The organism is Winogradskyella marina, from assembly GCF_015645385.1.
Taxonomy (GTDB): Bacteria; Bacteroidota; Bacteroidia; order Flavobacteriales; family Flavobacteriaceae; genus Winogradskyella; species Winogradskyella marina.
In genome coordinates, this window is the sequence record NZ_JADOET010000010.1 from 1 (window position 1) to 13,049 (window position 13,049).

Annotated in this window: 12 protein-coding genes; all 12 read left to right on the forward strand. The window is 35.9% G+C overall.

The features are described 5' to 3' along the window. The first annotated feature begins 351 nt into the window (after nucleotides 1–351). The 12 genes from ITJ86_RS11800 (at nucleotide 352) to ITJ86_RS11855 (ending at nucleotide 13,037) form a co-directional block, all read left to right on the forward strand. Nucleotides 352–942, forward strand: a complete 591-nt coding sequence (locus ITJ86_RS11800; RefSeq protein ID WP_230080288.1) for a Crp/Fnr family transcriptional regulator — start codon at nucleotides 352–354, stop codon at nucleotides 940–942. 83 nt (nucleotides 943–1,025) lie between these two features. Beyond that, complete coding sequence (locus ITJ86_RS11805; protein WP_195871849.1) at nucleotides 1,026–1,589, forward strand: TetR/AcrR family transcriptional regulator; 564 nt, start codon at nucleotides 1,026–1,028, stop codon at nucleotides 1,587–1,589. Nucleotides 1,590–1,708: 119 nt separating this feature from the next. Then, nucleotides 1,709–2,149, forward strand: coding sequence for a DUF2062 domain-containing protein (locus tag ITJ86_RS11810; protein ID WP_195871850.1), 441 nt, complete (start codon nucleotides 1,709–1,711; stop codon nucleotides 2,147–2,149). Beyond that, complete coding sequence (locus ITJ86_RS11815; protein ID WP_195871851.1) at nucleotides 2,150–2,809, forward strand: DUF6796 family protein; 660 nt, start codon at nucleotides 2,150–2,152, stop codon at nucleotides 2,807–2,809. Then, nucleotides 2,796–4,457, forward strand: coding sequence for an FG-GAP repeat domain-containing protein (locus ITJ86_RS11820; RefSeq protein ID WP_195871852.1), 1,662 nt, complete (start codon nucleotides 2,796–2,798; stop codon nucleotides 4,455–4,457). Before ITJ86_RS11815 ends, ITJ86_RS11820 begins: the two co-directional genes overlap by 14 nt. A 230-nt stretch (nucleotides 4,458–4,687) precedes the next feature. After that, nucleotides 4,688–4,951, forward strand: a complete 264-nt coding sequence (locus ITJ86_RS11825; protein ID WP_195871853.1) for a hypothetical protein — start codon at nucleotides 4,688–4,690, stop codon at nucleotides 4,949–4,951. Continuing rightward, nucleotides 4,951–5,331 (forward strand): hypothetical protein, encoded by a 381-nt coding sequence (locus tag ITJ86_RS11830; RefSeq protein WP_195871854.1) that lies wholly within the window; start codon nucleotides 4,951–4,953, stop codon nucleotides 5,329–5,331. The genes ITJ86_RS11825 and ITJ86_RS11830 overlap by 1 nt, the downstream gene beginning before the upstream one ends. 1 nt (nucleotide 5,332) lies before the next feature. Continuing rightward, a complete protein-coding gene (locus ITJ86_RS11835; protein WP_195871855.1) occupies nucleotides 5,333–8,851 on the forward strand; it encodes a metallophosphoesterase family protein in 3,519 nt (1,172 codons plus the stop codon). Nucleotides 8,852–8,879: 28 nt separating this feature from the next. Next, complete coding sequence (locus ITJ86_RS11840; RefSeq protein ID WP_195871856.1) at nucleotides 8,880–10,490, forward strand: glutamate synthase-related protein; 1,611 nt, start codon at nucleotides 8,880–8,882, stop codon at nucleotides 10,488–10,490. Between the two features lie 18 nt (nucleotides 10,491–10,508). Continuing rightward, nucleotides 10,509–11,255 (forward strand): hypothetical protein, encoded by a 747-nt coding sequence (locus ITJ86_RS11845; protein WP_195871857.1) that lies wholly within the window; start codon nucleotides 10,509–10,511, stop codon nucleotides 11,253–11,255. Next, a complete protein-coding gene (locus ITJ86_RS11850) occupies nucleotides 11,255–12,661 on the forward strand; it encodes an FAD-dependent oxidoreductase (protein WP_195871858.1) in 1,407 nt (468 codons plus the stop codon). The genes ITJ86_RS11845 and ITJ86_RS11850 overlap by 1 nt, the downstream gene beginning before the upstream one ends. 4 nt (nucleotides 12,662–12,665) lie before the next feature. Then, nucleotides 12,666–13,037, forward strand: coding sequence for a hypothetical protein (locus ITJ86_RS11855; protein ID WP_195871859.1), 372 nt, complete (start codon nucleotides 12,666–12,668; stop codon nucleotides 13,035–13,037). The last annotated feature ends 12 nt before the right edge of the window (nucleotides 13,038–13,049 follow it).

Below are 13,049 nucleotides of genomic sequence, written 5' to 3' on the forward strand. Positions count from 1 at the left end.
TTTAATAAGGTTCTCGATACATTTCTTAATGCTTCGTTGCACTTCTCATTAAGAAACACTCGAACTGACGTGAAGGTTCTCGATGCATTCTGACCGAAAAGAGACGTGACACTCGAACTGACGGTTGGAGTTCGATTAGGATGCATTGTTTAGCAAGATATTAGTCATATAAAAACGCTACCCTTAATTTATTGGTATTGTCGCCCAAAGTAACTATTGAAAATTTAAAGTTATTATTGAATTGTTAAAAAGCTTATCTTTGATATATAATTATTACGACACTTGAAAGCGATTACAAAGTATTGGTTTTTAGAAGGTTTCAATCTTTTCAAAAAACTAGGAATGCAGCACATGATGAAGATCTGTGAGATTCTAGAGATGGATAATATTGAAAAAGGACAAGCGATCTCACTTCATGATGCTCATAAAAACAGTATTTTCTTTCTTAAAAAAGGTAGCGTAAAAATTGTAAATACTACTAATGACGCTGTAAAATATGTGGTAAAACGCGGTAATATCTTTGGAGAGCTTGCGCTTTACAATAAAGAAGCGGCAACTGAAGAGCTCGCTTACGCTATAGAAGACTGTGTGATCTGTTACATAGCAGCTGACCAGATGGAAGACCTTATGGAAAAACATAAGTCTTTGAAAAATGGGGTGCTTAAAATTTATGGTTTACGTATTCAGAAATTAGAACGACGACTTCACGATTTGTTGTATAAAGATAGTACTACAAGAATTAGAGAATTTATTTTTGATTATTTGCAAGAGTTTGGAAATCTAAACGACAAAGGGACGTATACGGCCAAAAATTTACTGTCGCATAAAGAAATCGCCAACCTTACTAATACCTCTAGGCAAACGGTAAGTAATGTGTTAAGTACCATGAGAAAAGAAGGGGTTATAGATTATAATGTGAAGTTTATATCAAGTACCAAATAAAAGAATAATGATGATTACATTATTTTAAGCGCTAGATTTTGAATTAATTAACAGCGCCGTTAGCATCATTGTTATTAGCAAAAATGTCGAGAAAGAAACAATATATAGAAGAAGATGTCGTAGAAAAAGCTATGCATTTGTTTTGGGTAAAAGGCTATGAACATACCTCATTGCAAATGCTAGAGAAACAGATGGGCATTAATAAATTTTCTATTTATTCGACCTTTGGCAGTAAGGACGGTCTCTATATAGAAAGCTTAAAACTCTATAGACAAAGAGTAGGTATATTAATTAAAGAGATAGAAGCGTCTAATGATGCTGTTTTAGCTATAAAGGCTTATTTCTATAAGTTTTTACGACTGTCTGCAGGCAATGGCCTTGGTAAAGGTTGTTTTATTGGTAATACCTTAAATGAAATAGATGCCAACGCAGATCTAAAAATTGTAGAACAAGTAGAACAATTTAGACATGATTTAAGACATGTGTTTTGTAATCAATTGCTGCTTAAAAATGGTAAAGAAAAGAAGATTGCAGAAGCACAAGCCGACTACCTAATGATTTCGATGATTGGTTTATCATCGGCTTCTAAAGTGTGTACTCACAGTCAATTAGAGAACTATATAGAAAACATATTTAAAGGGCTCTAATTTTTTTATCTACATTCTAACCGCGCAGTTAGAATGGCTATATGTATTAAAGACCATGAGACGATTACTTTGAATTAGAATAGATGACAACTAAGCTGATTAAGATATGGGATAAATTTATGGCATTACTGAAACAAGGGCTAACACCTAAGCAGTTAGCTTTAAGTGTAGTGGTCTCTGCTGTGGTTTCTGTTTTTCCAATATTTGGAGTTAGCACTATAGTGTTAACATGTTTAGCGCTATCGTTTAGACTCAATTTACCCGTAATGATTGTCTTTAGTTATATTATAGAACCTTTAAAACTGTTAGTTCTAATTCCTTTTATAAATATTGGAGCTTCTGTCATTGGAACTGAACATACCCTACTCTCTTTTAATGCTATTAAAACAAGTTATGATACTAGTTTTTGGGGGACAGTAGGTGAACTGTCATATGAGTTATTATGCGGCTCTATAGGTTGGTTGCTTACGGCAATCCCTTTAGGCATAGTGATTTATTTTATTTTGAAAGGAATTTTAACAGCTCTCGACAAATCCGGGAACCAACTTATTAACAACTAAATGAAACTGACCAAAATTTTAGGCTATTTAGGCCTTCTCGCTTCTATTCTTGTAGGACTGGGCGAATACTTTTTGCATTATTCACCAGAGATTTTAGGTCACGCAGCAGACTACGAATTTTTTAAATATGTACCACTCGAGCATCTTACCACAGGCCATTTCTTGGCTGTTATAGGATTACCTTTTTATTTTGCTGGATATATTCACATCTATAGAATGCTTAAATCTGGTAACGAGATGTTAGCAAGACTCGTTTTAGCCATTGGTTTTATTGCTTTTGCCGTTGGTGGTATTTGGATAGGCTCACGTGCGTCTATAGGTCATATTGTTCATTTAAAGGATGCCATGGATGCTTCGACGTACCAACATCTACTCACCCATTACACCGATCATATGGAAGTCTTGGTGCAAGCGTTACGGGTTATTATCGCAACACTGTCGGTAGTGTTTGTTGTTGCTATATTAAAAGGCGGCACGTATTATAGAAAATGGATGGCTATTTTTAATCCTATTGTGATTCTACTCTTAGTATTTTCAACCATGTTTTGGGCTAGTGGTTTAGCTAAACATCTCGCACCAATTGCCATGAATGTTACACACTTCATACTGTTTACATTATCACTATACCAACTAAAAACCAAATCTCATGAAATTCATTAAGACTGTATTAAAACTATTAAGCATTGCTGTCGTCCTGGTCCTTTTATTTATCGTGGTTTTTTTCTATCACGACTCGGTTTCAGATAAATACGATATTAGTATTTCGGATAAAGACATTCCTACATTCAGCCCTATACCTTTAGATTTTGTACATCAATATCATGGGGAAAAATCATTACCTATTGCCCCTTCAGCATTAATTGATATTAATAATGATACTGTTGATGAAGTCTTTTTTGGTGGCGGTATGCTGCAAGAGGATGCTATTTTTGCGTATCGTAATAATGCATTTGTAGATATTTCTACGGAGGTTAATTTACCTAAAAAGGGAAACAGCTCTACAACGGTTGGTGCTGTATCTGCCGATTTTGATAACAACGGATTTACAGACCTTATATTGAGTCGTGAAGACGGACTTCATTTGTATTACAACACCAATGGCAGGTTTACAGAGGTGCTCATCGATACGCCAGTGAATGCTAAATCTAATCCTGCCGGAATTACAGTAGCCGATATTGACAAAGATGGCGATTTGGATATCTTTTTAGCCACTTACCTTAAAAAGGAATTGATGGAAGGGCAGAATATTTTTGAAGATTACAATTATGGTTCTACAAGCGAATTGTTGCTTAATAATGGAGATAATACCTTTAAAAGTATTACCAAAGCAGCAGGTTTAGACTATGTTCATAATACATTTCAAGGTGTTTTTGTAGATATCGATAATGATACATGGCAAGATTTAGTAGTGGTGCATGATACAGGCGAAGTGCGTACTTATAAAAATAATGGGGATTTAACGTTTACAATGAAAGCCAACCCAATGACCAAACGATTTGCTTACCCTATGGGACTCGCCGTTGGGGATTATAATAATGATGGTTGGGTAGACTTTATGTTTTCGAACACCGGAAGCACATTGCCCAATAAAATAGCACGAGGTGATATAAAAAACACGTCTTTATTTATAGACAAATGGATGCTTTTTGAAAACCAAGGAGATTTTAAATTTACCGATGTGGCGGCGACAGCTAAAATAGCCGATTACGAATTTGCATGGGGTTGTACCTTTGCAGATCTTAATAACGACGGTTTACAAGATTTAATGGTGGCCGAAAATTATGTAGACTTCCCCCCTAGTAAATTGTTTACATTACCAAGTCGCGTACTCATCCAAAAAAACGATGGCACCTTTGCACCAACAGAAGACAAAAGTGGACTTGTTAATCCGTATTATGGCATTACGTCTTTAGTGAGCGATTTTAATCAAGATGGCTATTTAGATATGATATGGGTGAATATTGATACACCATCATTAGCCTATATAAATAAAGGGGGGACTCATAATTACCTACAGGTTGATTTAGGAGAATCGATACAGGTACAAGGTGCTAAAGTTACTGTAACTACACCAACAAAAACATTGACAGATTGGCTCGTTTCAGGTGAAGGATTAGCTAGTGATCAAACGGCATTGCTTCAATTTGGATTAGGAGACGAAACGACCATTTCTAATGTGACGATATGGTTGACCAATGATGAGGTTATTAGTATTGATACCCCAATCATTAATAGTGTAATTAGTTTGACAGCCGAACTTGAAAAACAAAACGCACTTTTGGAGAGCGCAGAAGCCATTGAAGAGTAGACATTAAACCTACAATGTCGCGCAAAGTAACTATTGAAAAAATAAAGCTTTTCTTAATTAACATAAGGCAGTAACTTGTCTAATAATAGGATTGTGATGCGTTAACATGGTATTTATACGATGTTAAGGGTGGGTGTTTTATACCCTATTTCAATTAAAATATGCTAAATAAAAACAACAATTATTTTAAAATAAAACCTAGAATTAAACATTAAAGACAACACGTAAAAATGAATTTTATAAAGCAATTATTTGGTCAAAATAATCAAAAAGACATCTCTGAATTATCTCAGGACTACTGTCCTAATTGTTGGGGAGATCAAGAGTATGATAACCTAATTAGAGATAAGTATAAAGACGCACAAATAACGGTTAATAATCACAGCGCTAATTATGCATTTGTACAAGATTTTATAGTAACCCATATGAATGGGATTAAACTAAAGAGCACTGTACGAGGTTTAGAGTGCCCAACGTGTAGAACCAAAGACTAATGTTAAAGCAAATTACATATTACAGCATTCTTGTGATCCTCATTATAGGATTATTTGGATCTGGAGCCTTAGTTCTTGAAGAATTCAAAACTGGTGAGGGCTGCCCGAAACTACTGCACGTCCCTATGTGCTTGGTGGTCTTCATCTGTTTTACCATTCCACTTGTAGCGCACCTGTTTAAAAAATGGAATGTGCTGTATTATGTATTCACAGGCTTAGCCGGTAGCATTGCTTTAGTGGCCTCTATAATGCAATTTACAGGACATGCAGAATGTCCTAAAACAGCGTCTGGTACACCTATGTGTTACTATTCGTTAGTGCTTTTTAGCAGTTTAATACTCCTTAAGATTTATCATTTAAAAACTAATAAACAAAAATAATATGAAAACTATTAACCCAACCAAGATTAGTATACTAGGTATACTCATGTTAGTCAGTTGTTTTGCATTAGGTCAAGAACTGGAAACATCGGTTTTTGTTACGGCAAATACTGGTACGACAAAAGCTAATGCTGTACTCACTAAAATTACAGAAGAAGCTAAAACATTAGAGGACACAAAATTACTGATATTAGGTAATATTGTATCTAAAGCAGGCTACTCAAAAGAGGCAAAACCACAAATAAGTGCTCAGTTAGCGGTCTTAAAATCCTTTGATGGTAAAGTGATTTTTACACCAGGACACCAAGAATGGGCTGTTAATGGCCATAGAGATGTTAGAGCTATTGAAGATTATATTCAGAAAAATAGTAAGGCCAAATTCTATCCAGATGAAGGTTGTCCTATTAAAAAGACGGATCTTACCGATGATGTTGTTTTAATTACTATTGATTCGCAATGGTATCTTGAAGATTGGAACGACCATATTTACCTCAACGAAGATTGCGATATTAAAAACAGAACCGAGTTTTTCTTAGAGTTTGAGAGTATGCTAAAAAAATCTCAAGGAAAAACGATAATGGTAGCCATGCACCACGCTATCTTTTCTAATACAACAGACGGCTTATTAGCACGAACAGGAGGTACCACTTTACACGATTTTCAGAACAAACAAAACAGAAAATTTAGAAATAGACTGATTACCTTAGCGCGACAAACCGAAAACATCTTCTTTGTTTCCGGACACGATAAAAACTTACAGTACATTAACAACTTTGGTGTGCCTCAAATTATAAGTGGTGCAGCAGGAAAAACAAAAAAGGCGCACTCAAAAAACGAAAGTGATTTTAGCACTAGCGAAAATGGCTATGCACGAATTGATATTTATAAAGGAGGTACCGTCAGTGTGACGTTTCAAGGTATAACAACCACTTACACCACTGAGGTTATTGTCCCTGTTGCAGATGATATACGTACTGATTTTAAAGACAGAGCTAGTTTTGGTGCTACTTATAGCGCTTCTGTTTATTCATCGGAAGAAACAGAAAAGAGCAAGGCTTATCAGGGGCTTTGGGGAAAACATTATAGAGAATTTTACAGTAAAGCCGTAAATGCACCTGTGGCTTTTATAGACACGTTAAAAGGAGGCTTAACACCTATTAGACGTGGTGGTGGTCACCAATCTAAATCGTTACGATTAGAGGATAAAGATGGTAAGCATTATGTTATGCGCGCCTTACGTAAAAGTGCTATTAAATTTTTGCAATCTACTGCCTTTCAAGATAAGTATGTAGAAGAGGATTTAGAAGGCAGTTTTGCCGATAGTTTTCTATTAGATTTTTATACCACAGCACACCCTTACACCCCAACAACGATAGGGACACTTGCCGATGCTGTGGATATTTTTCATACCAACCCAGAGCTGTATTACATTCCAAAACACAGTAGTTTAGGAGAGTTTAATGATGAATATGGTGATGAGCTTTATATTATAGAAGAACGTGTAGAATCTGGACATAGCGATTTAGAAAGCTTTGGTAAACCTAAAACGATTTTAAGTACTAGCGATGTGCTACAAGAAATCAATAAATCAGGAAAATCTATCGTAGATGAACCTTCATATATTAGAGCACGACTTTTTGATATGCTTATTGGAGATTGGGACAGGCACGAAGATCAATGGCGCTGGGCCCTTTTTGAAAAGGAAGACGGTACCGAAATATGCAAACCTATTCCAAGAGATAGAGATCAAGCCTTTTCGGTTTTTGACGGCAGTCTATTAGGTTTTCTGCGTTGTGCAGTACCAAGTTTGCGTATGATGCAATCGTTTGACGATGAATTACCAAGTCCTAAGTGGTTTAGTTTTGAGCCTTATCCTTTAGATATGACTTTTATCAATCAATCTAATTGGGCCGAATGGGAGCGAGAAGCACAAACCTTGCAGACAGGCATCACAGATGAAGTTATAGAAAAAGCCTTTGAGAATGTTCCTGATGAAGTTAAAGGCGCTACCATTGAAGAAATTAAGAGAAAGCTAAAAGGTAGACGTGGTAATATTGTTGCTATAGCACGTACTTACTATGAGTATGTTAATAAGCACGAAGTGATTACCGGAACGCAAAAATCGGATGCGTTTGACATTACAAGACATCCAGATGGTAGAACCACTATAGTCGTTCAAAGAAAAGACCATGGGATTTTTGAAAGAACGTTTACCAAAGATGAAACCAAAGAAATTTGGATTTATGGTTTGGACGGAAAAGATACTTTTAATGTTACTGGTGAAGGCAATGATTTAATTACGATTAAGATTATGGGTGGGAAGAAAAATGACACCTATAATTTTGAGAATACAAAAAAGGTGAAGCTTTACGATTATAAAGGTAAAAACAATACTATAGTGAACAAACGCTCTAAGAAATGGTTAGTAGATGACTATGGTATAAATAATTACGATTATAAAAAACGTAAATATAGCATGAATCAATTTTTACCAATTCTAGGCGCCAACCCAGATGATGGTTTACGTATTGGTTTTGTAAATAACTTTACCACCTATGGCTTACAACGTAACCCATTTACTACAAGACATTCATTAAGCGCATCTTATTACACCGGGAATTCAGGTTATGATGTGTCTTATAAAGGAGAGTTTTCAAACATTTTTCATAATTGGAATTTTGCTGTAGAAGCCAAACATACCAGTCCAAATTTTGCACAAAACTTTTTTGGATTTGGAAATGAAACAACGTACGATAAAGATGACGTAGACATCGATTTTAATCGTGTAAGCATCAAAGAATATAGTGCTGCCATTTCATTAATATGGCGTGGTAGAGACGGAGGTTCTTTTTACTTTAAGCCTTTGATAGAGTCTTTTGAAGTTGAAAATGTATCGGATAGATTCATTAATAATTTACCAGCAACTGCTTCCCTATTTGATAGACAAACCTATGCAGGTGCTGAAGTGGATTATAGTTTCAAAAACAAAGATGACGTCTCTTATCCAACCATGGGATTAGATGTTGGCCTTACGGCAGGTTATAAAGTAAATGTAGATGATAGTGCTATTGATAATAAATTTGGTTATCTTAAACCTCATTTAGCCTTGAACCATAGGTTAAACAAAAGCGCCAGTTTAGTATTGGCTACAAAATTAGGTGGTGAAGCTATTTTTGGTGATGATTTTGAATTGTATCACGCTGCACAATTAGGTGGTGGCGAGAACTTACGAGGCTTTAGAAAAGAACGCTTTACTGGTAAATACGCCGCCTATCACAATACAGATCTAAGAGTACTATTAGGAAAGTTTAAGACGAGTGTTCTCCCTCTAAAATATGGTATCACAGGTGGGTTTGATTATGGTCGTGTTTGGGTAGAAGATGATACATCAGATAAATGGCACAATAGTGTTGGTGGTTCTTTTTGGGTTAGTGGTTTAGAAACATTTACAGCTAACTTAGGTTATTATGGTAGTAGTGACGGTGGAAGAATCGCTTTTGTATTAGGCTTCGCTTTTTAAATAATATAGTAACATATACCTTAATAACATGAAAAAACCAATAGTAATTGCTCAAGTAAGTCAATTAGAGAATAAACAGCCAGAACACGCCCTTGTAAATGGGTTGGATTTAGTCATCGTAAAATTCGATGATGCTATTTCTGTACTCTACGGAAGATGTTTGCACAGAGGCGCATTAATGTCAGACGGTCACGTAGATGGAGACAATCTTATCTGTGGTGTACACGGATGGGATTACAGAGTAGATTCTGGAGTTTCAGAATATAATAATAAAGAAGTCCTTCATAAGTTTTCTACGAAAATTGAAGGAGATGATTTAATGGTTGATGAATTTGAAATTGATGCCTATTTAGTCAACAGTCCGCAACCCTTTAATCGTGATGCGTATTTAGGAGCTTATGCCGATACGCATCCTGAAGACACAGAACCCTACACAGGTTATATTAAAGAACTGGCTACAAACGGATTAAAAAATATAGGGCATCACGGGTTTTCGGCGTCTATGGGAGTCGATAGAAACACGCTTCCTCAATGGAACGATATCCAGTTTTTACCAGCGCAATTAGCATCAAGACCTTTATTAGATCATGAAGATGTAGCTACTAAGGTGGTTATTGGTCCAAATGCAAAGAAGCCCTTAGAATTAGATATGCCGCTTTTTGTAAGCGATATGAGTTTTGGGGCCTTATCTCGCGAAGCTAAAATAGCCTTATCAAAAGGAGCACAATTAGCTGGAACAGGAATTTGTTCTGGTGAAGGAGGTATGTTACCCGAAGAGCAAGCGAGTAATTCAAAATATTTTTACGAATTAGCTTCGGCGCAATTTGGGTTTTCTTGGGATAAATTAGATAACGTACAGGCCTTTCATTTTAAAGGAGGTCAAGGCGCAAAAACAGGAACAGGTGGGCATTTACCAGGTAATAAAGTAAGTAAAGAAATTGCTGAAGTTAGAGGTTTAAAGCAAGGTGAAACGGCTATTTCTCCAGCAGCTAATCCAAATTTTCACACGATTGAAGATTTTAAAGTATTTGCCGATCGCGTAAGAGAGCGCACAGGAGGAATTCCTATCGGGTTTAAAATTGCGGCAAGTCATATTGAGAAAGATATTCAGTTCGCCCTAGATGTTGGTGTGGATTATATTATTCTCGATGGTCGTGGTGGCGGAACAGGCTCTGCTCCTACTATTTTAAGAGATCATATTAATGTCCCAACCATTCCGGCATTAGCACGAGCACGAGCATATATGGATAAGGTTGGTGCTACAGGTGTTACTTTAGTTATTACAGGAGGCTTACGTGTCGCAGAAGATTTTGCAAAAGCCCTAATGTTGGGTGCCGATGCTATTGCAGTATCTAATTCTGCTTTACAAGCTATTGGTTGTTTAGGGATGCGTGCTTGCGGATCTAACAACTGCCCTGTTGGTATTGCCACGCAAAAAGAATCGTTACGTAGTCGTTTAATTATAGATTCTTCGGCGAAGCAACTTCAAAATTACTTTGAAGCAACCAACGATTTAATTAGAGTGGTTGCACGTTCTTGTGGTTATGATGATGTCACAAAATTTAATCACGATGATTTATCAACATACGATAGAGATATGCACTATTTAACAGGAATCAATTACGCAGGATTAAGATAAAAAACAAAACAATATACTATGGAAAAACAAATGCATTTAGCAGCACAATATTTAGCTGCAACGGGAATAAGCTTTTTAGAAAAACAACCAGACGATAGTCATACTAACTTAGGGTTTGATAACGCCACAGGAAGACTATGTACACATATTCTTTCAGAAAACGACGATCAATTATGTTTAGATTATAACAAGTTCGCTTTACAATGGACATCGAAAAAGGGAACTACAACTTTTGAACTAGATGGTGCTACGCATGCTGAAGCTTTAAGTTGGTTAGCGGATACCTCTAAAGCCCATTTAAATAAAACGTATCAGTATGCGTTTCATTACGATTTACCTTACAGTATAGACGATTCATTTACGTTTGAATTATTGGATGCCGACCGATTATTGGCGCTAAAAAACCTACGTGAGTTAGCGGAATTGGTTCTTGAAAAAATAGATCAAAACTATAATCTTAAGACCTCAATTAGAGTTTGGCCACATCACTTTGATTCTGGTCTTTATAGCCCACTACCCGACTCTGATATTACTATAGGACTAGGATTGGCAATTCCTGATACTGTTAGCCAGAAACATTATTTATATATCTCAGGCTACAAAAATGGAAAAACAATTGACACGTCTCAATTACCAAAATTAGCATCTGGAGAATGGAAATCAGGTGGATTTACTGGTGCAATTCTCAATGCCGATAATATCGTAGTAGCCGATGGTGTTGCGTTTTTTGAAGATGCCATAACTCAACTTAAGAACAATTCATAATGAATACTATAGATTTATATGGTGCCGATTGGTGTCCTGATTGCCAAAGAGCAAAAGCATATTTAAAAGAGAATAATGTCGATTTTAACTTTATCGATGTCGATTTAGATAAAGCTGCAACCGCTCGTGTAGAAGGTATTAATAATGGCAAACGCATTATACCAACCCTTCTAATTAACGAAAAACCATATACCAATCCCGATAATAGTGTTTTAGCAAATGTATTAGGGATTAATGACGCAGGTCGTGTTATTTTATATGGCGCTGATTGGTGTCCAGATTGCCAGAGAGCAAAAGGCTATTTACAAGACAATCATATTAATTTTCAATATATAGAAGTCGATAAATACGATTGGGCAGCCAAAAAAGTAGAAGAAATTAATAATGGAAAACGTATTATTCCTACCCTATTTATTGGAGATAAAAGCTATACCAATCCAGATAATTCGATTTTAAAAAGCGTATTACATATTGGTAAAGAATCAGAGAAAAAGGTTTACGATAGTATTATTGTTGGTGCTGGTGCCGCAGGATTAACGGCTTCTATTTACATTCAACGCGATCGATTTAGTTCTTTAATTCTTGAAAAAAAGAATATTGGTGGGAATGCCTTTTTAACGCAAAAAATTGAAAACTATCCTGGTTTTACAGAAATTTCTGGTCCTAAATTAATGCAACGTATGGCAGAACAAGCCAAGGTGTACGGCGCAAGTATTGAAACTGGTGTCGAGGTAAAAAGCATTTCTAAAAACGGAAACCTATTTGATATTGAATCTAATATGGGCACATACCAAAGTAAATCTGTGGTTTTAGCTTTAGGGTCTACTTACCGAAAATTAGGGATTACCAATGAAGAAGATTTAATTGGTGCAGGTATTCATTTTTGTGCTACCTGTGACGGTGCTTTTTATAGAGATAAAGACGTTATTGTTATTGGAGGCGGAAATAGTGCTTTGGAAGAAGGTATCTTTTTAGCTGGCTTTTGTAAAAAAGTAACCATTGTTAATCGTGGTACAGCATTTTCAGCTTCGGAAACCTATATTGAAAAACTACCTTCTATAAAAAATATTGAAACCCATTTGAATAAAGCATCTTTAGCGTTTACCAAAGATGAAAAAGGCAATTTTAAAGGCTTGGAGGTTAAAGATAAAACCACTGGAGAGGTTGAAGAATTAACGGCAGATGGTGCTTTCATCTTTATAGGGTTAATTCCAAACACAACGAGTGTAAAAGGTGTTATTGACTTAAATAAAAACGGATTTATTACCACAACTGCTTTAGGGGAAACCAATGTACCTGGTGTTTTTGCTGCTGGTGATTGTCGTGAAGGCGCAATCGCACAAGTTGCTGCAGCGACTGGTGAAGGTGTATTAGCAAGTTACGGTGTGCGTAATCATTTAAAATAGAAACATGGAAAACTGGTATTTACCAATTACAATTGTGCCGGGCTTGGGACTACTTATTTTATCGACTTCAAACTTAATGGTCACCTTAAGTAATGAAATAGATGCCATGATTGAAAATTCTAAACAAGAAGCGACCATTGTTATAAAATTAAAGCAATTGAAATTGCTAAATATGGCCATGGTATTTTTCTATGTTGCCGTCGCTCTTTTATTAGTTTCTGCAGTTGGTAACGGTTTGTATACCATAGATAAAGCCTCTTTATACATCAGTGTTTTGGCAATTATTTTCGCGCTCATTGGGCTTATTTCTTTGATTATCTATTCGTTTAGAGCTGTAAGCATTCGTCAAAACCAATTTAAAAATAAACAAGATTAAATCTAAAATATT